This window comes from Oscillospiraceae bacterium (assembly GCA_025757685.1).
Taxonomy (GTDB): Bacteria; Bacillota; Clostridia; order Oscillospirales; family Acutalibacteraceae; genus CAG-217.
In genome coordinates this window covers 414,836-439,475 of record CP107220.1, presented here as the reverse complement: position 1 = coordinate 439,475, position 24,640 = coordinate 414,836, and the positions used below count along the sequence as shown (strand labels likewise).

Here is a 24,640-nt window from a genome sequence, read left to right as displayed (position 1 = left end):
AAAGCACAAAAGAGCGAGCAGTCTGCGGACCGGTCGCTCTTTTCTATAAAGGAATTCGATTTATGGAAAACGCTCCGATTTTTGACACCCACGCCCATTATGACGATCCTCAATTTGACCCGGATCGGGAGCAGCTGCTCCGCCGGCTGCCCGACCAAGGCGTGGTGGGTGTGGTCAGCTGTGGCTGTGATCTGCCCTCCTCCCTGCAAAATCAGGCGCTGAGCCGCCAATATCCCTGGTTTTACTTTGCCGCCGGGTTCCACCCGGAGAATTTGGAAGGCGCCGATTTAGAGGACATAGAGCGCCTACGGCCGCTGCTGGCGGACCCCAAGTGCGTGGCGGTTGGCGAGATCGGCTTGGACTACCACTGGATGGCCAGCGACAAAGACACGCAAACGGCCTTTTTTCGCCGTCAGATCCAGCTGGCAAAGGAAGTGGACAAACCCATTATCGTACACGACCGGGAAGCCCATGGCGACACGCTGGAGCTGCTGCAAGCTTTGCAGCCCAAAGGCGTGGTTCACTGTTTCTCCGGCAGCAAGGAAATGGCAAAGGAGATCATCAAACTGGGCATGTACATCGGCCTGAACGGTGTGGCCACCTTTAAGAACGCCCGCAAAGCGCTGGAGGTGGTGGAAACGATCCCCTTAGAACGCCTGGTGTTGGAAACGGACTGTCCTTACCTGGCGCCGGAGCCTTGCCGCGGGCAGCGCAATAACTCTGCTCTGATCCCCCACATTGCCGCACGCATTGGGCAGGTGCTGGGACTGTCTGCCCAGGCTGTTCTGCGCCAAACGGCAGAGAACGCCCGCGCACTGTACGGTCTGCAAGTCTAAACAAAGAGAGAGCCACAAAAACCGTTACCGGTCTCTGTGGCTCTCTCTTTGTGTTGGATCGCCTGCTTACAGGCTCTTGATAAAGTCAAGGACTTTCTTCTGATTCTCTTTGTCTATCACGCACAGACGGAACAGGGTCTCCCACTCCTCTTTGTTCAACTCGCCCAAGCAGTTGATAAAGTTGAGGATGCCATTCTGATCCTCTTTGTCCATAATCCGCAGACGAAACAGTACCATGCGCTCTACATTACTAAGCTCGGCAATACCGTCATTGATCTGGCCCTTCAAATAGCTGGAGGGCTGCTCGTTATTGGCATCATAAGCCACGCCTGCATCATGCAGCGTATCTGCGGTGTTGCTTGCAGCGCTTTTCATGCCCAGCAGGTAGTCCGTGCTCACCTCATAGGCATGGGCAATCTTACACAGCAGGGGGTATTTGGGGTGGCTCTTTCCAGTCTCATAATACGCATAAGTGCTGCGATTTACTTCAAATAGCTTAGAGGCCTCCTCTTGGGTCATACCTGCGTTCTCACGCAGACGAGTCAGCATGGCCGGCAGGCCGTTGCCCTCTCTCGCATTGCTGGAATTTTGTTGTTTTGTTGCGTTGTTCATAATCGCTTCCCGCTCTCCTCTCTCACGGTCTTGGTCATTGGGTGATTATTTTGATTGTTATTCGATATGGGCCGTGTTCTTTTTTCACAGCGTGACAAGTTTACACAAATTTTCCGAATTTGTCAAGGGTTTCGCCAACATTTTCCGGTTACAAAAAATTGACAAAGCCGTGATGAAATGATATTATAAAGCAAAATAAAGCGAAAAAGCGCATAATACCGCCAAAAATTTAAGGAACGGTGACGACCAGAATGACAAAAAAAACGATTAGCCTTTTTTTGGCAATTTGTCTGTTAATGACCACTTTAACAATATTACCGACAACTGCCTTTGCCAAGAGTTATGCCGACCAGTTACGGGACAAAGGCTTCCCGGAAAGCTATATCAGCAAGCTGGTAAGCCTGCACAATAAGTACCCCAAATGGGATTTTCAGCCGCTGAAGACCGGGCTGAATTTCACCGCTGCCGTTAAAGCAGAGCGCTCCCCTCACTCTAAGCAACTGATTGAGCGTCAGTCTTCTCTGTCGGCCGCCTATTACTGCAGCTGCGCCTCCTGCAAGAACAAGCCCCAGGAAGGCTCCAGCTGGTACTCTGCCTCTCAAAACGCGGTGATGCACTATATGGATCCCCGCAACTTCTTTGATGAGAAGCATATTTTCCAGTTTGAATCCACCGCATATAATGCCAAGCAAACCAAAGCCGGGGTGGAGACCATTCTCTCCCCCACCTGGATGCACAATTCCCTGATCAACTACCTGACCACCAACGGCAAGACTCGCAAGAACTACGACAGCAAGACCAAGTATTCCGACGCGATTTTGGCCGCCGCAAAAAACAGCGGTATGAGCGCCTATTATCTGGCCTCCAAAATCGTACAGGAGGTGGGTAGTACCAAAGCCACCACCGGCGGCGCCAGCGGCAACCGTGCGCCGTTTATCGGTATTTACAACTACTACAATATCGGCGCTTACAGCGGCGCGATGGACGGGCTGGAATGGGCTGCCGGGTATCTGCGCCTGGAGGAGAACGCCACCATTTACTCTAACTATAAAAACGGCAAGGTCAGCGGCACCAAGACCAAGGCTAAAAAAGGTCAGTATATGGTATGGCGCGCCAATGCGGGCAAATACTACCGGGTGCGCCTGTACAAAGATAAGGGTGGCAGTTACACCACCGGCACCTCCGGCTATGTGCCCAAAAGTGTCTGCCGCACCAAGTACTTTAGCTACGGCCGTCCCTGGAGCAATCCCTACAAGTCCATTTACAACGGCGCAACATACATAGCAAACGGCTTCTCCAAAACCCAAAACACCGGCTATCTGCAAAAGTTCAATGTAGCCCCCGGCACGGCAGAGAAGCACAGCCACGAATACATGGCCAATGTACAGGCGGCGGCTTCTGAGTCTGTTACCACCTATAACGCCTATAAATCGGCTAAAATTCTGAACACGGCCAAAACCTTTATTATTCCCGTGTACAGCGGTATGCCCGCTTCCACTGCGAATGTGAACCACATTTCCACTTCTACCTCCGGCAGCACCACGACCACCACAGCAGCCAAGAACCGGGTCACCGGACTGACTCTGACCGGGCGCACCCAGACCAACTTAACATACAAGTGGAACAAGGTATCCGGCGCCACCAAATACTATATCGACATTACCAACAAAACCAAGGGTACCAACTTCTCCAAAACCGTCACCGGCACCAGCGCCACCCTGCACAACCTGACAGATACCGAGGAGTACGCCGTGCGGGTGCGAGCCTATGTAAAAGGCAAATACGGCCCTTACAGCGCCTACAACACCAAACACTGCCTACCCGGTAAAGTCAGCGGTGCTAAGGTAAAAAGCCGTTCTGTGGCCTCTGTGGCTCTCCAGTGGAGCAAAAAGGCCGGTGCCGACGGCTACTATATCTATCGCTACGACACCAAATCCAAAAAAACAACCAAGGTAGCTACGATCAAAGGTAACAAAACCACCGGCACCGTCAGCAAGCTGAATGCTAACACCGCCTACACCTTCCAGGTGGCAGCGTACACCACAGACAGTAGCACCAAGACCGGCGCCAAAAGCAGCAAGGTCAGCACCAAAACACTGACCGCCACCCCAAAGATCAGCTCCGCTACCTCGCCTAAGTCTAAGAAGATCACGATTAAGTGGGGCAAGGTCGCGTGCAGCGGCTACCAGGTGCAATACTCCACCACCAAGAACTTTAAGCAGAATTTTCTGGACTTTACGGTAAAGGAGAGCGCCACCTCCAAGACCTTCTCCACCTACCGGGCCAAGACCACCTACTATGTGCGTATGCGTTCCTACCGCACCGAGGGCAAGAAAAAAGTCTACTCCGCCTGGAGCGCCACCAAGTCCGTTAAAGTGAAATAATAAACATAACAAAACGCCCCGTGCAGTTCCAAACCGCACGGGGTACTTTTGTGTGTTATTCTTTTGAGCCGCCAAACTTCACTTTTATGATATAGTCCCGCAAAAAGGACAGCAGGACGATCAAAACCGGTGCACCGGCACAAAGCCACTTGACCCATCCGCTTTGCTCCAACCGCTCTCCGCCAAAGGCAATGAACAATACGACCTCAAAGAGGACCAGCAAAGCCACCAGACAGCAAGTGGTTAGAATGTAGAATTGTTTTTTGTTCATTTGCTTCCGTTCTCCTATTCAGTACAAACATTACTATAATTTATACGAACTATACGGACCATAACTTTCTCCGGAGCTTGGCCTAAATGTCCAGTCATATCGACATTGTACCTTACCGCTCGCTAACACCTGCGTATATGCAACACATTTTACATTTCCTCCAATGCACGCCGCAGATACAGCGCTCAAGGCTGTCGCACCGATCTTAGTCAATACTGAAAGCCACCCTGTACTCGGGATAACCGCAGCAATGATACCCGCTAATGTCGCAGCTGCCACACCTCGAGCCCACGAAATACGATGATTTGATGTATCGTGATAACGCCAACCAGTGGTAGCTAATGGCGATACACTCTCAATTGATTTTTCATCTGGAAAGCTCACAGCATTCTCAACATAAGCAACCGGTTTGCCGTTGAGAAATATTATACCAGAACAAACATCATAATACACAACATCCGTTATTTCATCCGTGATGTTAGTAATGCACATATATTCTTTATCATCCACAATCCTAGATTCGCATCTATATTCCTTGCCATCAATTATGGCAGTTTCAATATTTTCGGCTGCGTAGGTGGCGGTAGCACCAAAAGAATAAACGACGAACATTACAGCGGATAAAAACAAGCTTACCATTCTTTTACTCATAATAATTCTCCTTCTTTTTTATATTGCTCTTGTCTGCTTACGAATAAAGGAATGCTTTGAACATCGGAAACACCTCCTGCCTATTTATTGGGTAATCGATTGGCTAACGCACTTGACAATTATTCGGCGCCTTTGCAATTATCAATCTCGATTTTAATATATCATTTATCATTCTGTCTGCATTTGTTTCCAAACTTCTATCTTCAATAACATTTAAGCGCATTGTAAATAATTTGTCAAGCGTTTTTTTAGAACATAAAAAAGGCGGGGAGTACCCGCCTTTAACATTTCAATCCTTATTTCTTTTTGCCGGATTTTTCCTCATACACGGCAGCCACGGTATCCACATCGCCGGAGGCAATAATATGCCCTTTCTCCAGCAAAATAGCTGTGTCGCAAATGGCCTTCACCTGCTGAATATTATGAGATACGAACAGCACGGTCACGCCCTGATCAAACATAGACTGGACCTTAGCCAAACTCTTTTTGCGGAAACGGGCGTCACCTACGGACAGCACCTCATCCAAAATCAGAATATCCGGCTCCACGGCCGTGGCAATGGAAAAGCCCAAGCGGGCTTTCATACCGGAAGAATAGTTCTTCAGCGGCACGTCAATAAACTTGCCCAGCTCGGAGAATGCCACAATCTCGTCATATTTTCTCTCCAAATACTCTCGGTTGTAGCCCAGAATGGCACCGTACAGGAAAATATTTTCCTTACCGGTGTAGTTGGGGTCAAAGCCGGCGCCCAGCTCCAGCAAAGGCGCAATCACGCCTTTCTTTTTCACAGTGCCCTCCGTAGGCTTGTATACGCCTACAATGGTCTTGAGCAGTGTGGATTTACCGGCACCGTTCAGGCCCAAAATGCCCAAATGCTGGCCCCGGCGTACCTGGAAGTTAATATCCTGCAAGGCATAAAACTTCTTGAATTCCAGCTGACGCCTTAACAGCTTGATCACATATTCCTTTAAGTTGTCCACCTTTTCCTTATTCAGGTTAAAGGCCATGGTCACATTTTCAACAGAAATGACTACATCGTTGTCCATACGGTTCATCCTTTACAGTTCTTGCCCTTGCGTGCAAAGGCCACAATCCCGGAAATCGCCAGCAGCAGTCCGCCGGCACCCAGGCACATATACAGCCAGCCGATCATATACTGAGTAGCGGCCGCACAAAGATACGCGGGAAAAATATACAGGTTTTTTTGGTGCAGCAGCACCAGCATGATCACAGTGCATAGCACCGTCACCAGTCCGGCGGCACAGATACCGTCTGCCGCCAGCAGGCGCTGGAGCCGCTTGGCAGCGCCGCTGCGCCTCAACAGCCATACCGCCAGTGCCACGCCGCAGCAGGCGATCACACCCCCTGCCGCAGAGGCTCGCATACTCAGATTTACAAAGCTTTGCAGATCCGCCGCAAAAACCAGCGCCATACGGCCACCCATATAATCGGTAAATGCCTTGCCAAAGTCCTGCACCTGCGCCGTAGTGGCGCCGGGAGCTGCCTTGGCTGCCGCCGTTTCTAATGCGGTACGCACCTCTTGGAGCGCCGGCGCCAGCTTGGCCGAGCGATCCTTGCTTTTTAACATAACCCCCGCATAGGTCTGCACCGCCGTGCGCACGCCGTCCTTAGTGACTGCATCTGCCACAGCTGTGTCCAGCCCGTACTCCAGGCAAAGATCCGCCGCATACTGGTGGACCTCCGTATAAAGGCCGTCCACATAAGTATCGCCGCCAAGGCTGCGCACCATACGCGCCGGGTTGCCGAAAAGCGCGCCCACCAACACAGACAGGGTCAGCACGCCGGTAAAAACAAACAGCAAAAACGCACTGCAACAAGCGCGTCGATCGTGCTTTTTGATCTTAATCATCGGTGCTCACCTCCACAGCCGGGCCGGAGGCCTTTTCACAAAACACATACAGCCGCTGATCCGCCAAGTTGCCAAAGGGCGACTGGGGATAGGTACAAAAGAGGATCAGCTTTTCCTTGTCCACCACAGACACATCTACGGATTCGTCCGAGGTGAGCACCTGGCGGGCCGTAACCCGGTAGGAGAAGTGCCCCCAGTTGGTGGAAAAGTCGATGAGATTGCCTTTTTTCAGCTGTGCCAAGTTCCGGAACACCGTTGTATTGTACCCGGTGACAACGGTAGACTTGCCGTAACCCGGCAAACCATAAGCCGTAGACGCGGCCGCACCGGCACGCAGGCACACCCGATTGGCGCCATAATACACCGGGCAATCCAGCCCAATTTGGCTGCATTCCAGCCGACCGAAGTGCATACCGCCGGTCACCGTGGCACCCTCTACGATTCCAAAGGTATTGGGCTGGGGGTCGTACTGCTCCGTCAGCTGCAAGTCGCTGTCTGCCCGGGGCAACTTGGCCTGCACATCATGCACGGCAGACACCGCATAGCGCCCACCCAACACCCATATCGGCGTAAACACCAGCGCAGCTGCCAGCACAAACACCAGCACCACCGCCAGGTGGCGCAGCAGCGCACGCCCTTTACCGGCCGTCCCGTCTTTTTTCATACTCAGTCCTCAAACACTGCGCCCTTAGCGCCGCTGGTCACATGCTGGGCATACCGCTTCAGGTAGCCGGTCAGGTGCTGCTCCGGCGGCTGCCAGGTGGCCTTACGCCGCTCCAACTCCGCATCGGACACATCTACCCGCAGCACGCGCGCAGGAATATCAATCTCGATCATATCGCCGTCCTGTACCAAAGCGATGGTACCGCCCATAGCCGCCTCCGGACTCACATGGCCAATGGAAGCGCCGCGGGTGGCACCGGAGAACCGGCCATCCGTCAGCAGTGCAACCGAGGAACCAAGCCCCATGCCGATAATGGCAGAGGTGGGAGACAGCATCTCACGCATACCGGGGCCGCCCTTGGGTCCTTCATAGCGAATGACTACCACATCACCGGCAACCACTTTGCCGCCGGTAATGGCCGCAATGGCCTCTTCTTCGGAATTATAGCACTTGGCCGGGCCTTTGTGCTGCATCATCTCCGGTGCAACAGCGCCCTTCTTCACCACAGCGCCGTCTTCTGCCAGGTTGCCGGTCAGCACAGCGATACCGCCGTCTGCAGAGAACGGTGCCTCCAGGGTGTGAATAATCTCACCGTCGGCGTCCGGCGCGGCGTCCAGTCGATCCTGTACCGTGCCGCTGACGGTCAGGCAATCGGTATTGATCATACCGCCTTTGGCCAGTTCTTTCATCACTGCGGAAATACCGCCCACATCGTTCAGATCCGTAATAAACACGGAGGAGGCCGGATTCAGCTTGCAGATCTGGGGGGTCTTTCTGCCGTAAGCGTCCAGCCGGGCCAGGTCAATATCATGGCCTGCCGCATGGGCAATGGCCGTCAAATGCAAAATGGTGTTGGTGGAGCAGCCGATGGCCATATCTGTGCGCATGGCGTTCTCAATGGCTTTCTCCGTAATAATATCCGAGGGCTTAATGTCCTCTTTCAGCAGATCCATTACCCGCTCACCGGCCTCTTTCGCCAGGCGCAGACGAGCGCTCATTACAGCCGGAATGGTACCGGAGCCGGGCAGGGACATGCCGATGGTCTCCGTCAGGCAGTTCATGGAATTGGCGGTGTACATACCGGAGCAGCTGCCGCAGGTGGGGCAGGCGGTATAGGCACAGCTCTCCAAAATCTGGTCGCTCATTTTGCCCACTGCATTGGCGCCCACATACTCAAACTGCTCGGACAGGCCGATACGCCCGCCGGTGACGGCGCTCTTGCCGGGCAGCATGGGACCGCCGCTGATGAAGATACAGGGCAGGTTCAGTCGGCAGGCAGCCAGCAGCATACCGGGCACGATCTTGTCACAATTAGGGATAAACACAATGGCGTCCAGCGGGTGCGCGGTGAGCATCACCTCAATGCTGTCAGCGATCAGCTCACGGGAGCACAGAGAATACTTCATACCCTTGTGATTCATGGCGATACCGTCGCAAACGCCGATGGTGTTAAATTCAAAAGGCACGCCGCCGGCGTTGCGGATACCCGCCTTCACCTGCTCGGCGATCTTGTCCAAGTGCATGTGGCCGGGAATGTAGTCGCTCTTGGAGTTCACCACGGCAACGAACGGCCGCTTCATCTCCAGATCATCAATACCCAGAGCACGCAGTAACGAACGATGGGGGGCTCTGCTGGGTCCCTCTTTGATCAAATCAGAACGCATAATTTCACTCCTATGTGTTATATATAAAATACTAATATGGTATTCGCTTTATTATACTCATTTTTCATCCGGTAGTCAAGCCCTGCCGGGGCAGCAAAAAGCGCGCCGCACACCCCGGTGCAGCACGCTTTTTTCAGCTTGATCAAAAATCAAAGGTCAGCGGATCGTGGCTGGTACGACGGTTTTGATCCATACCGCTCAGTGCCGCCATATTCTCCCCTTCCGGCGCAAAATCAAACACGGCAATATTCTCCGCCAGGCGCGCCGGGTTCTTGGACTTGGGAATGGGAATGATCCCCTGCTGCACATTCCAGCGCAGCAAAATCTGTACTGGGGTCTTGCCGTACTTGCGTGCCAAATTCTGTGGCAAAAGCGATCCTTTTTACTGCTTTTTTTGCCGTCTTGGCGCAGGAGCAGTGGAAGCATAGCTTTGATCCAGCAAATCCTGCACCAGCACACGCGGCACACGATCGTCCATCGCAATGGAGATCCAATGGGTTTTATTCATATGGTACGCAGGATAAATACCTTCCATACTGCACAAGGATCCGATCATCAATGGGTCGCATTTTACATTCAGGATCCACACCGGAGCTGTACCCGGACATCCTAATTTATCCCCGGTGACACGCAGCAGCAGTGCAAACCACTTCTTATTTTCGCGATGACGAAACACAGCATTCTCCGGACTGACCGCCCAGGGATATTCTGCCGAAACGCCGTACTGCCTACTTATCCATTGCTCCAATTCCTTTGGTTGCATGCTTACGCCCACCTTATCGATCTTACATCGTTTACAATGCACAGTATACCACAGCCCGCTGCTATTTTCAATGCCAGCCAAACAAACGAATTTGGATATTCTTGTTGACAAACGGTCTGTACCGTGGTACAATTCTCCCACCATCGTTCTAAATAGAACATACGAGAGGGGCTGTTCCTATATATTTTCGAGATCGGCACAAGACCATCACCTGCTGCTATGAATCCTTGATGCGCACCATTTGCAACAAATATGAATTAACACAAATGGAATGTGACATTCTGATGTTTTTGCACAGCAATCCGGAATACAATACCGCTGCAAGCTTGGTACGGATTTGCAAGTACACCAAGTCCCATGTATCCACCTCTCTAAAGAGGCTGGAGCAACGCGGATTGGTAGAACGGCAGCAAAGCCCAACCAATAAAAAGCATATTGAACTGCATTTAACGGCTGACGCGCAGCCGATTCTTGCCGACGGCATTGCCATTCAAAAGGAATTTGCAAAGCATGCACTGGCAGGCATTTCACAAAAAGAAATCGCTGTATTTAAAAGCGTATTTGACCAAATATGTAACAACGCAGAAGCGTATTTGCAGCAAAATAAATAGAATGAGCAAAAAGCACACCAAGCGAATTTTAGGCTATGAGGGCGACCGCCCCTTTTGGCATTTTTTTGACTTAAAAGCGTATTTGATGATGGCCTGTATGATGATCGGCGGCATCGGTTTGCGTGCGGCAGGCATATTTCCGAACACATTTATTGCATTCTTTTATACCGGTCTCGGGTGTGCGCTGGCGTCTGCCGGCATCCTGTTTCTGAAAAATCACATCATCTACCATAAGCTGATTAAAAAGGAGTTTTAATAGAATGAAAAACAATGGGTATAAACCTCGTGTGCCGGACATTATGGAGGCTGTTTTTGACATCGGCTATCTGCTGTTTGACTTGATTGCAGCCGTTTTGTTCTTTGCTTTTTCTAAGGGAAACAGCTTATTTGTGTTGTACGGCATTCTCACCTTGACCCTATGCGGCGGTGATGCATTCCACTTGGTCCCTCGTGTGATTCGTGCATTCCGTGGCAGCAGCGACAAAATAAAAAAACAGCTGGGTATGGGGTTGCAGATTTCCTCTGTCACGATGACCGTTTTTTACATTCTGCTGATGTATATTTGGAAAAATACATTCCCGGAAATGCAAATTCCCGTCGCATTGGAAATCATCATTTGGGTATCCGCATTGGTGCGTATTATCGTATGCCTGCTGCCCCAAAACCGTTGGTGCTCGGATAACGGCAACCAAAAGCTGTCCATTATCCGCAACACGGTATTTGCCGTAACCGGTATCGGCGTCATCATTCTGTACGCCCTGTCCGGCAATGCCCACGATTATCACCTGACCCGTATGGTAGCTGCCATTCTCATTTCCTTCGGCTGCTATCTTCCGGTTACCTTGATGAGTAAGAAATATCCTAAGGTTGGTCTGTTGATGATTCCCAAAACCTGTGCCTATATTTGGATGATTGCAATGGGTCTGGAACTGCTTTTCTGAAGTCTTTTCACCGCACAAAAAACCGCTTGCTGTTGTGATACACAGTAAGCGGTTTTTATTATGGCTATTTACATTTGTACAGCGCAGACAGCCTCTTGCAACCGTTGCAGATCCTGCTCATCCGGATGGGTCAATGCACGGTCAAAATTGGCAATCAGCATATCCAAATTAGGAGCCGGATTCGGTTGTTTTTTCATTTTCTCATACCGTTGCCGCACGGACAAGGGCATTTTGCCTTGGCACATAAATGTGCCAATCACTTGATTGCCGGCATCCAAATTTTCCTGCACGCGCAACAGAATTTTTTGAAAATACGCAGCACTTCCGCCAAATCCGGCGGTACCAAACAAAAAAATCTTTTTGTTCTTTACGGTTTTCAACAATTCCAAGGTGGCGGCATCTGCCGTACCCTTATCGGTCCAAAAGCCGACAAACAATACCGGCGACGACGGCACACGGCCTTGGTAATCTCCAAAATAGTCGCAGCCCGCTGCCGGCAGCGCTTGCGCAATGGCCTGCGCCAGTATTTTTGTGTTGCCGGTTTGACTGCTGAATAGAACAGAATAACGCTCTTGCTCCATACCTGTTTCGCTTCCTTTCTGCTAAGAAACCCCGGAGGGATTCACCGCTTTTATTATACTGCGTTTTTGCTGTTTTTCAAGCGCCGGCCGGCGGCAATCACGAACACAACGCGCTGACCAGTGCCGTGTACCTGGCAGAATGATTTTGTATATCCGCTGCGCTGACGCCGTAAAAGCGGTACAAATCCTCGGCTGTTTTCTTGAATTTTCGCATAGCCGCCCGATTGCCGGAATAAGACAGGCTAAGATCCTGCCAAATGTAGTCGATCCCCATTTGGAGAAGACCGTCGCCCATTTTTATCTTGTACAAATGAAAATCCATAGGGACCGCATCATCGGGCAGTTGGGCGATTTTTCGACTGCGTGCTTCCAGCAGGTCCAAAAACGCCTGCACGGCAGTTTCGTCCGTAAGATCCGGCTCCGGCAGTTCCCCCAGCGAGCCTAAAAGCTCCGGCTTCTGCCGCAAAACCAGGTTCTCTTTTAAGCACCGCATTTGCTCTATGTAGTCGCTATCTGTGGCAGCCGCTTCGGTCAAGCCATACTTATCTTTTGCGTACTGCACGGTTTCTGCAAGAGAATGGGGCGCAACCACGATCCGCTTTTCCGCTCTTTTCCTTTTATATCTATATATGCTGTCCCTGATCCTGGCTTTGAGCGCGCGCTTTTCCCCCGGCCCGGCAACAAAAATGCTTGTAGGACCATCTGCACCGCCGATCACAGAAACAGAAATTGCATTTCCACTGTGCTGCTTCATCGCTTCTCCTCACCAATGCCGCATTTGCCGCAATGCAACAAATCGGCATATATCATACACTATTTTTTCCTAATCCGAGGGGCGGGCAGGTCGTCCACCATGACGTCAAACAGGCCGCAAAGATACGCGCGGTCGTCTACATTGTCCACCAGCAGCATAGGCTTAGCGCCGGGATACGGCAGTTCTTCCGTGGCCGACGGCATATAGGCTGCGGCGCCGGGGGTAGCCTTTACCAGCAGGCGGTCGTCATAGATCCCGCCGATCACCCTGTCCCGATAATAGAGAATGTACTCCCCCATCATCGCCCGGGCGCGCACCCCGTCCAAATCCGCCAGCTGCTCCAATATAAATTCCAAATACCCACGATCCGATGCCATAGTTACTGCTCCTTTTTGTCATTCAATGGACTATGCTTTGCTGCCTAAATCCACCGCGCATTAAGATGATGGTCAAGTAACACAAAAGGGCGCCCTAAAAAGGGTGCCCCTGTTTTGTGGTGATTTATTTGTCCAAAGACTTCATGGTGGGGAACAGCAGCACATCGCGGATAGCGGGGCTATCTGTCAGCAGCATGCACATCCGGTCAATGCCAAAGCCGATGCCGCCGGTGGGGGGCATACCAATCTCCAGTGCCTGCAAGAAGTCCTCGTCCGTATGGTTGGCCTCCTCGTCGCCCTGGGCAAACATCTCCTCCTGGGCGGCAAAGCGGGCACGCTGGTCGATGGGATCGTTCAGCTCGGAATAGGCGTTTGCCATCTCCCAGCCGTTCATAAAGAACTCAAAGCGCTCCACATAGTCCGGATCCTCCGGCTTCTTCTTGGTGAGGGGAGAGATCTCAATGGGGTGATCCATCACAAAGGTGGGCTGGATCAGGTGCTCCTCTACATACGCCTCAAAGAACAGGTTGAGAATATCGCCCTTCTTGTGGCGCTCCTCATACTCGATCTCGTGCGCGTCCGCCGCAGCGCGGGCCTCCTCCAGGGTGTGTATCTCCTTAAAATCAACGCCGCTGTACTGCTTGACCGCGTCTACCATAGTGATGCGGGTAAAGGGCTTGGACAGATCCATCTCAATGCCGTTATAAGTAATCTTGGTGGTGCCCAGCACAGCCTCGGCCACATAGCGATACATCCGCTCAGTCAGGTCCATCATACCGTGATAATCGGTATATGCCTGGTACAGTTCCATCAAGGTGAATTCCGGGTTATGGCGAGTATCTACACCTTCGTTACGGAACACACGCCCGATTTCATACACACGCTCCAAGCCGCCTACAATCAGCCGCTTTAAGTACAGTTCCAGAGAAATGCGCATTTTCAAATCCTCATTGAGCGCATTAAAATGGGTCTCAAAGGGACGGGCCGCAGCGCCACCGGCGTTGCTCACCAGAATGGGGGTCTCTACCTCCATAAAGCCCTCGCCGTCCAGGAACTTGCGAATTTCACGGATAATGGCGGAGCGCTTCTCAAAGGTGTCGCGTACATCCGGGTTCATAATCAGGTCCAAATAGCGCTTTCTGTACCGGGTGTCGGTATCTTGCAGGCCGTGGAACTTCTCCGGCAGGGGCAGCAGGCTCTTGGTGAGCAGCTTCAGCTCCTTGGCGTGAACAGAGATCTCGCCGGTGCGGGTCTTAAACACAAAACCGGTCACCTGGAACAGGTCGCCAATGTCCCACTTCTTAAAGGCACGGAACACATCCTCGCCCACATCGTTCATCCGCACATAGATCTGCATACGCCCGGTGCGGTCGCTGAGATCCACAAAGTTGGCCTTGCCCATATCCCGGCGAGACATCATTCGCCCGCACAGAGTCACATCCGTATTCTCCAGCGCGTCAAAATCGGCGCGCACATCGGCGGTGTGGTGGGTCTGCTCTGCCTTGGTGATCTGGAACGGATCCTGCCCGGCCTCTTGCAGCGTCTGCAACTTGTTCAGGCGGATCTGGCGCAGTTCATTCTCGCTGAGCACCACCTCTGCCATGGCCATCTGCGCGGCGTTGGCATTATTGCCGATCTGTTCGATCACGGCCAGGGCGGCAGCCTCATCCGCAGCCGTACCGGTCAGACAAGCCTCCCCGGTCTGCAAAAACAGGGTAAAGCGGGCGCCGTTCTCCGCCGGTTCCACCAAATACTTGGGATTGGTTTTTTCTTCGTCACCGGCAAAGGCGTTTTGCACCTTCATGCGGCTATTCTTCTTTACGGCCTTTACGCCACGGCGGCAAGCGTCCTCTTTCTCAAACACAGGGCTTTGCGCCACCGGGGTGCCATCAATTAAAAATTCAAAACTGAAAGTACCGTCACCGGCCTTGGTGATCTCAAACTTTCCTGCCATAGTCATTCCTCTTCTTTAGTCAATCTCTTCAATCAAATAATCAATGTTGCCGATGGGAGCCTCCACCGTTACGGTCTCGCCGATCTTAGCGCCCATCAGTGCACGGCCCACCGGGCTTTCATCAGAGATCTTGCCTTCTGCCGGGTTAGACTGGGAAAAGCCCACAATCTCATAGGTCGCGCGCACATCGTCGGACTTGCGCAGCACGGTGACCTTGGAGCCCATGCTCACACTGCCCTTCTCGGTGGCGCCGATAATCTCGGCGTGCTCCAGCTGATACTCCAGCTCGTTGATGCGTGCCTCAATCTTAGCCTGCTCACTCTTGGCCTCATCATATTCGCTGTTCTCGGACAAGTCGCCATAAGAGCGAGCAACCTTCAATTTTTCAGCAATATCAATACGGCCTTCGGTTTTCAGGGAATCCAGTTCCGCTTCCAGCTGGGCTTTGCCTTCTGCGGTCATCTTAAACACTTTTTCTGCCATTTGGAACGACTCCTTAAATCAAGATTTATTCGTTATATTATATATTATAATTTATGCAGTGTCAAGTCATACCTGCAAAAGGCCAAAATCGTTGACCCGCGCCCCGGGGCAAGGTATAATATAGGCAGAAAGAACAGGAGGGAACCCTATGGAGGTTGCTGTCATCACCCGTCACGCCATTGCCAATTACGGCTCACTGTTGCAAGCCGCTGCTACCCAAAACGCCTTAGAGGCGCTGGGGCACAACTGCCGCATCATCGACTATGTGCGACCGGGCGAGGTCTGTACCCAGCTGCATAAATGCCAGTTGCAACAAAGTCCCCGGTGGAACCGCACGCCCCTGCGCCGCCGGGTGTACGGCACCCTGCGCTATACGGAGAATGTGATGGCCGGCCGGCTATTTGAGAGCGCCCGGCGGCAGATGCTGCACTTGACAGCGCCGTACAGCACGGCGCAAGAACTGACTGCCAACGGACCCAAAGCCGATGTGTATATGACCGGCAGCGACCGGGTGTGGGGTCCTATGGAGGACGGCACCTATGACCCGGTCTATCGTCTGACCTTTGCGCCGGAGGGTGCGAAAAAGGTGGCCTACGCCGCCAGCTTTGGATGCACGGAGCTGTCCAAACCCCTGCGGGGGCAGTTCTGCCGGGATCTGCGGCAATATGCCACCATCACCGTGCGGGAAAACAGCGCCATTGCGCTGCTGCACCAACTTGGACTGGAGGGCAAGCAGGTGATCGACCCGGTATTTTTGCCGGATAACGCCTTTTGGCAGAGCCTGCTGGAACCCATCAACGCAGCGCCCGGCAGCTACTTTTTGGTTTATCAAATGCACAAAGACCCGGCGCTGTGCGCCTACGCCAAGGCGGCGGCCAAGGCGGCAGGCAAGCCGCTGCTGCGCCTTTCTGCCAGTGTGCACCAAGCCACCTGGGGCGGCAAGTTTATCTACGCCCCCACCCCCGGCCAGTTCCTGCACTACATCAAAAATGCCGCCTGTGTGATCACAGACAGCTTTCACGGCACCGCCTTTTCTCTACGCTTTGGGGTGCCCTTTGCGGAGGTGCTTCCCACCAACTGTACCGGTACATGCAATCATACTTTACTTACCCTGACCGGACTGCAAAGCCGCCTGGTCACGGACCCGGCCGACACGACCCTCACCGCTACACTCATCAACTACGCCCCGGTGCATAAAAAAATTGAAACGGCTCGAACCGCTTCCCTATCCCTACTGCAAGAGATGATCGAAAAATAAACACAGAAAAACCAACTTTCGTTTGCCCACCGGCGCACTGCAATACGGCCTGTACAATAAAGAAAAATAAGGCAAAAACCACAAAAACGCGCGCATCTGCAACAGATACGCGCGTTTGCTTTTGCTGTTTTGCACAAAAATCAGTCGTTGGGAATGAACTTAGCGTGCACGGCAGAAACCGCCTTGTCGGCATCCTCCTCGGCAACCAAAACGGAGATCTTGATCTCAGAAGTGGAGATCATCTGAATATTGATGTCCCGCTCATACAGAGCCTCAAACATCTTGGAAGCCGTGCCCGGGTGAGACTCCATACCGGCGCCTACAATGGAAACCTTGGCCACCTGGGTGTCGCACACAACATCCTGGAAACCGCCCACTTCGTCATTCAGGATCTCCACTGCCAAGGGACCGTTGTCTTTGCTGACGGTAAAGGTAATGTCCTTGGTGCCGTCGCGGCCGACAGACTGCAAAATAATATCCACATTAATGTTGCGCTGGCTCAGCTTGGAGAAAATCTTAAAGGCAACACCGGGGGTGTCCTTCAGGCCGATCACAGAGATACGGGCCACATCTTTATCCTTGGTTACGCCGCGAATGAGCATTTTTTCCATTTTTGCTACCTCCTTAACAATGGTGCCGGGAATGGGATTCAGCGAGGAGAGCACCTCCAGCTCCACGCCGTACTTCTTTGCCATCTCTACGGAGCGGTTGTTGAGCACCTGTGCACCCAAGGTGGCCAGCTCCAGCATTTCGTCATAAGTGATTTCTTTCAGCTTCTGCGCATTCTCCACCTTGCGGGGATCGGCAGTGTATACGCCCTCCACATCGGTAAAGATCTGGCACTTGTCTGCATTCAGTGCAGCAGCGATAGCCACCGCAGAGGTATCGGACCCGCCGCGCCCCAATGTGGTTAGGTCGTCATAACGGTTCAACCCTTGGAATCCGGCTACCACCACAATATTGCGCTTAGCCAGCTCCGCCTGCAAACGGTTGGGCTTAATATTCTTGATCCGCGCCGCGCCGTACACCGCGTTGGTGTTAAATCCGGCCTGCCAGCCCAGCAGGCTGATCACCGGAAAGCCCATACGCTCAATGGCCATGGCCAGCAGCGAAATGGAGATCTGCTCCCCGGCGGTCAGCAGCTGATCCATTTCTCTGGCTGCTGCGTGGGGGTTGATCTCTTTGGCCTTTTCAATCAAATCATCGGTGGTATCGCCCTGCGCGGACACCACGACAACCACATCATTGCCGGCCTTATAAGTGTCCGTCACGATGCGTGCCACATTGTTTACACGCTCGGCATTGGCTACTGAGGAGCCGCCGAACTTCTGTACAATCAGTCCCATAGTCTATCTATCCTCCGAATTAGTAACTTGCCACCTTGATGACAGCCTCTACCTGGAACCCGGCCAGGCGGCGCTCCAGCTCCTCCTCTGTCATCTCGTCGGTGATAAAGGCTTTTTCGTCAGCAGGCTGCCCTCTGCGAGAGAGGAACTTTACATTATCAAAGGCCTGCTTAATGTGGGTCTCATCGCCCTGTACCCGTACATAGAAGGGCATTTTGATGGCGGTTTTGTAGTCCACCACATAGTCCTCCTCACCGGCGCCCCAGCCAAAGATGCGGCGCTGCTCGGTGTGTGCGGCACAATCCGCCATATCTGCCACCACAGCAGAAGCGGTAGGCAGCTTACCAGCACCCTGTCCGTAGAAGCATACATCGCCCACGGCGTCGCCCCGCACCAAAACAGCGTTGAACACGCCCTTAACGGAAGCCAGCTGAGAGCCGTTATACACCACGGCCGGACCAACAAAGGCAGCGATCTTATCGTTGCCCAGATCCTTGATCTGACCCAACAGCTTAATCACGCCGCCGGCAGAGGCCACATAGGCCACATCTTCCAGGGTGATCTTGGAGATACCTTCCGTCTCCACCTGAGAGGGATACACATGCTTGCCAAAGGCCAGGGAAGCCAAAATGCACACCTTGCGGCAGGCGTCATGCCCCTCCACATCGGCGGTGGGATCCTTCTCTGCAAAACCGTTGGCCTGGGCCAGCGCCAGTGCATCCGCAAAGGACATATCCTCCTCGATCATCTGGGTCAAAATAAAGTTGGTGGTGCCATTGAGAATACCGGCAATGCCCTCAATATGATTGGCCGCCAGGCACTGAGCCATGGGACGAATAATGGGAATACCGCCGCCCACGGACGCCTCAATCAGATAATTTACATTGTGCGCTTTGGCACAGGCCAGCAGCTCCGGTCCCTTCTGCGCCACCAGCTCCTTGTTGGAGGTGACCACGCTCTTGCCGCTGGCGAGCAGCTTCATGGTAAAGTCAAAAGCCGGGTTCACCCCGCCCATGGTCTCTGCCACGATCTGGATCTCCGGATCATTCAAAATATCGTTAAAATTCTTGGTAAAGAGCGCCTCGTGCTTGTCGCCGGGGAACTCCCGCAAATCCAAGATCCGCGCCAGCTCCAGCGCCTTACCGCCGGTGCGCTTGGCTAAGGTGTCCTGGTGGGTTTCAATCACTTCACACACGCCGGAACCGACGGTTCCGTACCCCATAACTGCTACTTTCATTTGAACCTCCTGAAAGAGAAATTTTGCTGCCGGGCAGCAATCCTATAAATTTACTGAATAAATGCGGCGCCAACAACACCGTTCAACTGCTCCAAAAGCGCCGGTAAACGGGCAGGCTCCACAGACAGATCGGCAATGCGCACGGTCACGGTCACATCCGCCGCCCCGTCCTGGGGCAGGCTCTGGTTCACGGAGAGCACATTGCCCCCCACCCGAGAGATGGCGCCGATAAAGCTGGAGAGCACGCCGGCGCTGTCCTGCAACCGGGCCTTGACGGTGGCCACCTCGTCTGATGCAGAGGTGCCGTACTCAAAGATGGCATCCTTGTATTTATAGTATGCGCTGCGAGAAATCCCTGCCAGCTGCGCCGCCTCCTTGACAGAAGCCGCCTTGCCGGTAGCCAGGTACTTTTTGGCCGTTAAAACCTTGCGGTAAACCTCCGGCAAAATCCCGGCGTCCACCAGCACATAACCTGCTTTACTCATTTGATGTGTTCACCACCCGTGCACAAATGTACGCTTGTCAAAAACATTTTGAATATAGTAGCACGATTTCCGCCCATAATCAAGACCTAAATTCAGATTTTTGCAATATTTACAAAAATCCCTTGCAAGAAAGGGCAAAATACTATAAAATGCTTAGTAATGGGTATTGTTTTATAATAATATATAAGGACGGCTCTATGAACGAAAAAGTAGCAAAGCGACGCGACGCGCTGATCAATCTGGCCTATGCAGCAGTGATCTTCGGACTGCTGTTTCTGTTTTTCCGCTACTGCTTTTGGGTGGCGGCTCCCTTTTTGCTCACCTTTCTTTTTGCGGTAATCAATCAGCGCCCCCTGCGCTGGCTGGACAAAAAGACACACCACAAGTGCCACGGCCTGTGGAGCGTGCTTTTGGTTCTCCTTACCATTCTCATTATCCTGGTTCCGGTGGGTCTGCTGATTCAAAAGCTGTTTCAGGAGATCGGCAGTTTCATCTCCTATGTGGGAGACCAAATGAACGATCTGCCCGGCTTTTTGACCACCCTGCAAAAGAATGTGCTTCACTTTTTGCAGTTTTTGCCGGATGGCATTTACGCCTCTGTCTCCACCTCGGTTACGGATTTCTTTAACAACCTGATTCAGGATTTTGATTTGAGCAAGATCGGACTGGATTTGGAAACAGTCAAATCCGGGATCTCCAACGGCGTCAGCGGCGTGGTCAATGTGGTCAAGAGCCTACCCTCTGCCCTTTTGGCCGTCGTCATCGGCATTATCGCCTGGATCCTGTTTACCAAGGACTATGATAAGGTGGTACACTTTATCAAGTTGCAGCTGCCGGCAAAGCATAAAAACCTGCTGAGCGAGACCAAGCAGCTGTTCTCCAAGACCATTGTCAAGATGCTGCGGGCCTACGCGCTGATCATGTTTATTACCTTCTGCGAGCTGTTTTTGGGCTTTACCGTTATGAACACCATAGGCGTTATGCACAATGCCTATGCGGTGGTCATTGCCATAGGCATTGCCATCTTTGACATTTTGCCGGTGGCAGGCTCCGGCGGCATTCTCATTCCATGGGCACTGATTAGCCTGCTGCTCGGCAACACCAAGCAGGGCATCGGTCTGCTGGTGCTTTATGTGGTGATCACCGTGATCCGCCAGTACATTGAGCCAAAGATCGTGGGTCAGACCTTGGGAGTCAACCCGCTGGTAACCCTAATGGGTCTGTACTTTGGTCTGAAGATCTTTGGATTTATCGGTATGTTCTTAGTACCGTTGGCGGTGATGACCGTTAAGGCCTTTAATGACACCGGGCGTATTCATCTGTACAACCCGCCGGCACGGGAACGGGCCGCAGCAGAAGCGACGCTGCGTGCCGCTGACCAGCCGAAAAAGCCATTGTCCAATCCCTTTAAGAAAAAGAAATAATTTGCAATAGGAACAAAAACCGACGGCGTCCATAAGGGGCACCGTCGGTTTTTCTTTATGGCATTGAGCAACTGCTTTGCTGTCTTTTGCCGCACAGCTGCCTCCTTTGCCATAATAAGAAAAGGCACATAAAACAAGCGGCGCAGAAACTGCGCCGCTTGGACCGCGCTCGGTTAGAGTGCGGGTGGCAGACAATGGCCAGTCTGCCGAGAAAGGAGAAGACTCTTTTGCGCCCAAAGGGCACGGAAAAGAGCGTTACCGCAGGGAGCCGGAAGGAGAAAGTACAGGGAGGGGTGTTATCCGTGCAGGCGGGGTTTTGCCCGCCTACTGTGTATTGTAGGCTCCCACTGCGGGTCAAACAAAATCCACAGGGGATTTATTTGTGTAGGGAGGCTTAGTGACCAAACAGGCCCTTTTTCTTGTACGGCTCCGTGTGCACATCCGTCACCATGTAGCCGGTGTCGCCGATGGCCTTACGCAGGGCCGCCTCATCTAAAGGCTCTGCCGAAATGATCTCAGCCTGTTTCTTTTTATGGGAGGCCTTTACGCTCTTTACATGAAAGTTGCGGCGCACGGTATCGTTTACATGGTTTTCGCACATACTGCAAGCCATGCCGTCAATGCCAACAACGGTTCTTGTCATAAAGCATACCTCCTATCTCTTTTTCTTCTTAGGCTGCTGGTGGCAGCAGCCGGCGTTGGCGCAATGGGCGCAGTTGGCGCCGCAGGTGTTGCGCCCGGCTTTTTTGTCTTTCACAATGGAGCAGATGATCCCCACTACGATAGCCACCAGCACAAGAATGATCAGAATGGTTAAATAATTCGCTTTCAGAAAGGCAAGCATAAACACACCTTCTTGTTTTATTATTTGGTTGCCTTGCTCTTCGCTTTCTTTGCGGTCACGGTCAAGGTGTTATTGTCATACTTGTTCTTACGGAACAGCATATACACGATAGCGGCAATCAGCAGGATCGCAACGATCAGGCCGAAAATGTTGCCGTTGCCCATGAACATAGCGCCGATCTGGTTTACAATCAGAGCAATCACATAAGCAAAACCGCACTGGTAACCGATGGCAAACCAAGTCCACTTGGCATTGTTCATCTCTCTGCGGATGGCACCGATGGCTGCAAAGCAAGGTGCGCACAGCAGGTTGAAGATCAGGAAGGAATAACCTTGAACGCCGTTGAATGCGTCAGCAATGGCAGTGTACACATCGGCACCGCCGCCACCGTACAGGATACCCAAAGTGCCTACGATGTTCTCCTTTGCCACCAGGCCGGTAATGGAGGCTACAACGGCCTGCCAATTGCCCCAGCCAAGGGGAGCAAAGATCCACTTGATGGCGCCGCCGATGGCAGCCAGGATGGAGAAGTTAATCTCTTCCTCAGACAGCATACGAAACTGGCCGTCAACCACACCGAAGTAAGAGGTGAACCATACAAAGATGGTGGACAGGGTGATGATGGTACCGGCCTTCTTGATGAAGGACCAGCCGCGCTCCCAAGTGGAGCGAAGCACATTGCCCAAGGTGGGCACATGGTAAGCCGGCAGCTCCATAACGAAGGGCGCCGGATCGCCGGAGAACATTTTGGTTTTCTTCAGCATAATACCGGACATAATAATGGCGGCCATACCAATGAAGTAAGCGGAGGTGGATACGATAGCAGAGCCGCCGAAGATGGCGCCTGCGATCATGGCGATAAAAGGCACCTTTGCACCGCAGGGGATAAAGGTGGTGGTCATAATGGTCATACGGCGATCGCGCTCATTCTCAATGGTACGGGACGCCATAACGCCGGGGATACCGCAACCGGTACCGATCAGCATGGGGATAAAGGACTTACCGGACAAACCGAACTTCCGGAAGATACGGTCCAGTACGAAAGCGATACGGCTCATATAACCGCAGCCTTCCAGGATCGCCAGCAAGAAGAACAGCACCAGCATTTGCGGTACAAAGCCCAGCACGGCGCCAACACCGGCGACAATACCGTCCAGCAGCAAACCGGACAGCCATTCGGGAGAATTGGCCTTCTCCAGCAGGTTACCCAGCAGAACCGGGATACCGGGCACCCAAACGCCGTACTCGGAAGCGTCCGGCGCACCATAGCCCTCTTTATAATCGGTGTTCTCATAGTTGGCAACGGCCTCTTCCAGGGCAGCCTTCTTGGTGCCGGTGTGGTCCGTTTTCTCCAGCGTTTCCTCATCCTCGGTGGTGTAGGTCACGCTTGCATCCGCAGGGGTAGCGGCAACCAGCTGATCCAAAGCGGCCTTTGCATTGGCGTCATTGTAATTCTCGTTCTCCGTATCAATGGCGTTTGCCATATCTTCTGTGCCGTAGGCGTCAATAAAGCCGGCCAGAATATCGTCTGTGTCGCCATAGGTCTTCTCAGCATCCGCAGCCTGGCTGGTGCCGATCCAAAGCAGGTGCCAGCCGTCGCCAAACACGCCGTCGTTGGCCCAATCCGTTGCGGAGGAGCCCACGGTGACCATGGAGATATAATACACCAGGAACATGACCACTGCAAAGATGGGCAAGCCCAGCCAACGGTTCGTCACAATCTTATCGATCTTATCGGAGGTGGACAGCTTACCGGCCTGCTTTTTCTTGTAGCAGCCTTTGATGATAGAGGCGATATACACATAACGCTCATTAGTGATGATGCTCTCCGCATCGTCGTCCAGTTCCTCCTCGGCAGCCTTAATGTCCTCTTCAATATGAGCAGCCACCTGGGCGTCCAAATTCATCTTAGCCAGCACCTTGTCGTCCCGCTCAAAGATCTTGATGGCGTACCAGCGCTGCTGCTCCTCCGGCAAGTTATGTACGGCAGCCTCTTCAATATGGGCCAGCGCGTGCTCTACCACGCCGGTAAAGGTGTGCTGGGGAACGGTGTGGCCGTTCTGCGCAGCCTGTACCGCAGCTTCGGCAGCCTCTTGAATGCCGGTGCCTTTCAGCGCGGAGATCTCCACCACCGGGCAGCCCAGCTCTCGAGACAGCTCCTGGGTGTTGATTTTGTCGCCGTTCTTCTTGACCACATCCATCATGTTGATGGCAACCACCACCGGGATACCAAGTTCCACCAGTTGGGTGGTCAGGTACAGGTTACGCTCCAAGTTGGTACCATCGATGATGTTCAAAATGGCATTGGGGCGCTCACCGATCAGGTAGTCACGGGCAACCACTTCCTCCAAGGTGTACGGAGACAGGGAATAAATACCCGGCAGGTCGGTAATCACAACATCGTTGTGCTTCTTCAATTTGCCTTCTTTTTTCTCCACCGTTACGCCGGGCCAGTTACCTACGAACTGGTTGGAACCGGTCAGCGCATTAAACAGTGTGGTCTTGCCGCAGTTCGGGTTACCGGCAAGTGCGATTGTTATTTTCATCGGTCACATTCCTTTCTGTGCTTAACAATTAGTTATAACTAATTAGTGTCGACTAACGCATTGGGCGAAATAAAAGAGCCTCCG

26 protein-coding genes and 1 pseudogene are annotated in these 24,640 nt (G+C 52.7%); 7 read left to right on the top strand and 20 right to left on the bottom strand.

What is annotated here, in order from left to right; translation table 11 throughout:
• Nucleotides 1-62 precede the first annotated feature (62 nt).
• On the top strand, nt 63-836 hold the full coding sequence (locus OGM59_01945) for a TatD family hydrolase (GenBank protein UYI91258.1): 774 nt from the start codon (nt 63-65) through the stop codon (nt 834-836).
• 66 nt (nt 837-902) lie between these two features.
• On the opposite strand, the gene OGM59_01940 is transcribed toward OGM59_01945, so the two are convergent.
• Nucleotides 903-1,448, bottom strand: coding sequence for a helix-turn-helix domain-containing protein (locus OGM59_01940; GenBank protein ID UYI91257.1), 546 nt, complete (start codon nt 1,446-1,448; stop codon nt 903-905).
• 251 nt (nt 1,449-1,699) lie between these two features.
• Here OGM59_01940 and OGM59_01935 point away from each other — a divergent pair, with 251 nt between their 5' ends.
• Complete coding sequence (locus OGM59_01935; GenBank protein ID UYI91256.1) at nt 1,700-3,832, top strand: fibronectin type III domain-containing protein; 2,133 nt, start codon at nt 1,700-1,702, stop codon at nt 3,830-3,832.
• A 55-nt stretch (nt 3,833-3,887) separates the two neighbouring features.
• Here the strand turns inward: OGM59_01935 and OGM59_01930 are convergent, their stop codons facing one another.
• From OGM59_01930 to OGM59_01895, 8 genes are all read right to left on the bottom strand, one after another.
• Nucleotides 3,888-4,103 (bottom strand): hypothetical protein, encoded by a 216-nt coding sequence (locus OGM59_01930; GenBank protein ID UYI91255.1) that lies wholly within the window; start codon nt 4,101-4,103, stop codon nt 3,888-3,890.
• A 33-nt stretch (nt 4,104-4,136) separates the two neighbouring features.
• Nucleotides 4,137-4,754 carry a hypothetical protein gene (locus tag OGM59_01925; GenBank protein ID UYI91254.1) on the bottom strand — a complete coding sequence of 206 codons (618 nt, stop codon included), beginning with the start codon at nt 4,752-4,754 and terminating at the stop codon, nt 4,137-4,139.
• Nucleotides 4,755-5,050: 296 nt separating this feature from the next.
• Entirely contained in the window at nt 5,051-5,800 is a 750-nt protein-coding gene (locus OGM59_01920) for an ABC transporter ATP-binding protein (protein UYI91253.1), read from the bottom strand.
• Nucleotides 5,801-5,805: 5 nt separating this feature from the next.
• Complete coding sequence (locus OGM59_01915) at nt 5,806-6,624, bottom strand: hypothetical protein (GenBank protein ID UYI91252.1); 819 nt, start codon at nt 6,622-6,624, stop codon at nt 5,806-5,808.
• Entirely contained in the window at nt 6,617-7,288 is a 672-nt protein-coding gene (locus OGM59_01910) for a sortase (GenBank protein UYI91251.1), read from the bottom strand. Before OGM59_01910 ends, OGM59_01915 begins: the two co-directional genes overlap by 8 nt.
• 2 nt (nt 7,289-7,290) lie before the next feature.
• Nucleotides 7,291-8,952, bottom strand: coding sequence for a dihydroxy-acid dehydratase (gene ilvD / locus OGM59_01905; GenBank protein UYI91250.1), 1,662 nt, complete (start codon nt 8,950-8,952; stop codon nt 7,291-7,293).
• Between the two features lie 142 nt (nt 8,953-9,094).
• Nucleotides 9,095-9,322 carry an aldo/keto reductase gene (locus OGM59_01900; GenBank protein ID UYI91249.1) on the bottom strand — a complete coding sequence of 76 codons (228 nt, stop codon included), beginning with the start codon at nt 9,320-9,322 and terminating at the stop codon, nt 9,095-9,097.
• Nucleotides 9,323-9,334: 12 nt separating this feature from the next.
• On the bottom strand, nt 9,335-9,715 hold the full coding sequence (locus tag OGM59_01895) for an MmcQ/YjbR family DNA-binding protein (GenBank protein UYI91248.1): 381 nt from the start codon (nt 9,713-9,715) through the stop codon (nt 9,335-9,337).
• Nucleotides 9,716-9,894: 179 nt separating this feature from the next.
• On the opposite strand from OGM59_01895, the gene OGM59_01890 reads away from it, so the two are divergent.
• Genes OGM59_01890 through OGM59_01880 form a run of 3 tightly spaced genes read left to right on the top strand, consistent with a single transcriptional unit; the run spans nt 9,895 to nt 11,267 of the window.
• Entirely contained in the window at nt 9,895-10,326 is a 432-nt protein-coding gene (locus OGM59_01890) for a MarR family transcriptional regulator (GenBank protein UYI91740.1), read from the top strand.
• Between the two features lies 1 nt (nt 10,327).
• Nucleotides 10,328-10,582 (top strand): hypothetical protein, encoded by a 255-nt coding sequence (locus OGM59_01885; GenBank protein ID UYI91247.1) that lies wholly within the window; start codon nt 10,328-10,330, stop codon nt 10,580-10,582.
• Between the two features lie 4 nt (nt 10,583-10,586).
• On the top strand, nt 10,587-11,267 hold the full coding sequence (locus OGM59_01880) for a hypothetical protein (GenBank protein ID UYI91246.1): 681 nt from the start codon (nt 10,587-10,589) through the stop codon (nt 11,265-11,267).
• A 68-nt stretch (nt 11,268-11,335) separates the two neighbouring features.
• On the opposite strand, the gene OGM59_01875 is transcribed toward OGM59_01880, so the two are convergent.
• From OGM59_01875 to greA, 5 genes and pseudogenes are all read right to left on the bottom strand, one after another.
• Entirely contained in the window at nt 11,336-11,848 is a 513-nt protein-coding gene (locus tag OGM59_01875; protein ID UYI91245.1) for a flavodoxin family protein, read from the bottom strand.
• A 97-nt stretch (nt 11,849-11,945) separates the two neighbouring features.
• Entirely contained in the window at nt 11,946-12,602 is a 657-nt protein-coding gene (locus OGM59_01870; protein ID UYI91244.1) for a sodium ion-translocating decarboxylase subunit beta, read from the bottom strand.
• 59 nt (nt 12,603-12,661) lie between these two features.
• Complete coding sequence (locus tag OGM59_01865; GenBank protein ID UYI91243.1) at nt 12,662-12,979, bottom strand: TfoX/Sxy family protein; 318 nt, start codon at nt 12,977-12,979, stop codon at nt 12,662-12,664.
• A 136-nt stretch (nt 12,980-13,115) separates the two neighbouring features.
• Nucleotides 13,116-14,588: pseudogene (gene lysS, locus OGM59_01860) on the bottom strand (lysine--tRNA ligase).
• Nucleotides 14,589-14,948: 360 nt separating this feature from the next.
• A complete protein-coding gene (greA, locus tag OGM59_01855) occupies nt 14,949-15,416 on the bottom strand; it encodes a transcription elongation factor GreA (GenBank protein ID UYI91242.1) in 468 nt (155 codons plus the stop codon).
• 148 nt (nt 15,417-15,564) lie between these two features.
• Between greA and OGM59_01850 the strand changes: the two genes are divergently transcribed.
• The gene (locus tag OGM59_01850) at nt 15,565-16,674 is read left to right on the top strand and encodes a polysaccharide pyruvyl transferase family protein (protein ID UYI91241.1); all 1,110 of its coding nucleotides are present in this window, start codon (nt 15,565-15,567) and stop codon (nt 16,672-16,674) included.
• Nucleotides 16,675-16,814: 140 nt separating this feature from the next.
• On the opposite strand, the gene OGM59_01845 is transcribed toward OGM59_01850, so the two are convergent.
• From OGM59_01845 to OGM59_01835, 3 genes are read right to left on the bottom strand one after another with little or no spacing between them, the layout of a single operon-like run.
• Nucleotides 16,815-18,020, bottom strand: a complete 1,206-nt coding sequence (locus tag OGM59_01845) for an aspartate kinase (protein ID UYI91240.1) — start codon at nt 18,018-18,020, stop codon at nt 16,815-16,817.
• A gap of 19 nt (nt 18,021-18,039) precedes the next feature.
• Nucleotides 18,040-19,257: a homoserine dehydrogenase gene (locus OGM59_01840; GenBank protein UYI91239.1), complete on the bottom strand. Its 1,218-nt coding sequence runs from the start codon at nt 19,255-19,257 to the stop codon at nt 18,040-18,042.
• Between the two features lie 50 nt (nt 19,258-19,307).
• Nucleotides 19,308-19,742: an ACT domain-containing protein gene (locus tag OGM59_01835; protein ID UYI91238.1), complete on the bottom strand. Its 435-nt coding sequence runs from the start codon at nt 19,740-19,742 to the stop codon at nt 19,308-19,310.
• A gap of 197 nt (nt 19,743-19,939) precedes the next feature.
• Between OGM59_01835 and ytvI the strand changes: the two genes are divergently transcribed.
• Nucleotides 19,940-21,166 (top strand): sporulation integral membrane protein YtvI, encoded by a 1,227-nt coding sequence (gene ytvI / locus OGM59_01830; GenBank protein ID UYI91237.1) that lies wholly within the window; start codon nt 19,940-19,942, stop codon nt 21,164-21,166.
• Nucleotides 21,167-21,560: 394 nt separating this feature from the next.
• Here ytvI and OGM59_01825 read toward each other — a convergent pair whose 3' ends face one another.
• From OGM59_01825 to feoB, 3 genes are read right to left on the bottom strand one after another with little or no spacing between them, the layout of a single operon-like run.
• Nucleotides 21,561-21,809 carry a cation transporter gene (locus OGM59_01825; protein ID UYI91236.1) on the bottom strand — a complete coding sequence of 83 codons (249 nt, stop codon included), beginning with the start codon at nt 21,807-21,809 and terminating at the stop codon, nt 21,561-21,563.
• 12 nt (nt 21,810-21,821) lie between these two features.
• Entirely contained in the window at nt 21,822-22,010 is a 189-nt protein-coding gene (locus OGM59_01820) for a FeoB-associated Cys-rich membrane protein (GenBank protein UYI91235.1), read from the bottom strand.
• A gap of 20 nt (nt 22,011-22,030) precedes the next feature.
• A complete protein-coding gene (gene feoB, locus OGM59_01815) occupies nt 22,031-24,556 on the bottom strand; it encodes a ferrous iron transport protein B (GenBank protein ID UYI91234.1) in 2,526 nt (841 codons plus the stop codon).
• Between the last annotated feature and the right edge of the window lie 84 nt (nt 24,557-24,640).

Coding starts and splice junctions, on each gene's coding strand:
- OGM59_01835 (UYI91238.1), bottom strand. CDS start 19,742: ATGAGTAAAGCAGGTTATGTGCTGGTGGACGCCGGGATTTTGCCGGAG.
- OGM59_01940 (UYI91257.1), bottom strand. CDS start 1,448: ATGAACAACGCAACAAAACAACAAAATTCCAGCAATGCGAGAGAGGGC.
- ytvI (UYI91237.1), top strand. CDS start 19,940: ATGAACGAAAAAGTAGCAAAGCGACGCGACGCGCTGATCAATCTGGCC.
- OGM59_01920 (UYI91253.1), bottom strand. CDS start 5,800: ATGGACAACGATGTAGTCATTTCTGTTGAAAATGTGACCATGGCCTTT.
- OGM59_01820 (UYI91235.1), bottom strand. CDS start 22,010: ATGCTTGCCTTTCTGAAAGCGAATTATTTAACCATTCTGATCATTCTT.
- OGM59_01825 (UYI91236.1), bottom strand. CDS start 21,809: ATGACAAGAACCGTTGTTGGCATTGACGGCATGGCTTGCAGTATGTGC.
- OGM59_01870 (UYI91244.1), bottom strand. CDS start 12,602: ATGAAGCAGCACAGTGGAAATGCAATTTCTGTTTCTGTGATCGGCGGT.
- OGM59_01840 (UYI91239.1), bottom strand. CDS start 19,257: ATGAAAGTAGCAGTTATGGGGTACGGAACCGTCGGTTCCGGCGTGTGT.
- OGM59_01880 (UYI91246.1), top strand. CDS start 10,587: ATGAAAAACAATGGGTATAAACCTCGTGTGCCGGACATTATGGAGGCT.
- OGM59_01875 (UYI91245.1), bottom strand. CDS start 11,848: ATGGAGCAAGAGCGTTATTCTGTTCTATTCAGCAGTCAAACCGGCAAC.
- OGM59_01945 (UYI91258.1), top strand. CDS start 63: ATGGAAAACGCTCCGATTTTTGACACCCACGCCCATTATGACGATCCT.
- OGM59_01885 (UYI91247.1), top strand. CDS start 10,328: ATGAGCAAAAAGCACACCAAGCGAATTTTAGGCTATGAGGGCGACCGC.
- OGM59_01915 (UYI91252.1), bottom strand. CDS start 6,624: ATGATTAAGATCAAAAAGCACGATCGACGCGCTTGTTGCAGTGCGTTT.
- OGM59_01930 (UYI91255.1), bottom strand. CDS start 4,103: ATGAACAAAAAACAATTCTACATTCTAACCACTTGCTGTCTGGTGGCT.
- ilvD (UYI91250.1), bottom strand. CDS start 8,952: ATGCGTTCTGATTTGATCAAAGAGGGACCCAGCAGAGCCCCCCATCGT.
- OGM59_01845 (UYI91240.1), bottom strand. CDS start 18,020: ATGGGACTGATTGTACAGAAGTTCGGCGGCTCCTCAGTAGCCAATGCC.
- feoB (UYI91234.1), bottom strand. CDS start 24,556: ATGAAAATAACAATCGCACTTGCCGGTAACCCGAACTGCGGCAAGACC.
- OGM59_01865 (UYI91243.1), bottom strand. CDS start 12,979: ATGGCATCGGATCGTGGGTATTTGGAATTTATATTGGAGCAGCTGGCG.
- OGM59_01895 (UYI91248.1), bottom strand. CDS start 9,715: ATGCAACCAAAGGAATTGGAGCAATGGATAAGTAGGCAGTACGGCGTT.
- greA (UYI91242.1), bottom strand. CDS start 15,416: ATGGCAGAAAAAGTGTTTAAGATGACCGCAGAAGGCAAAGCCCAGCTG.
- OGM59_01925 (UYI91254.1), bottom strand. CDS start 4,754: ATGAGTAAAAGAATGGTAAGCTTGTTTTTATCCGCTGTAATGTTCGTC.
- OGM59_01850 (UYI91241.1), top strand. CDS start 15,565: ATGGAGGTTGCTGTCATCACCCGTCACGCCATTGCCAATTACGGCTCA.
- OGM59_01935 (UYI91256.1), top strand. CDS start 1,700: ATGACAAAAAAAACGATTAGCCTTTTTTTGGCAATTTGTCTGTTAATG.
- OGM59_01910 (UYI91251.1), bottom strand. CDS start 7,288: ATGAAAAAAGACGGGACGGCCGGTAAAGGGCGTGCGCTGCTGCGCCAC.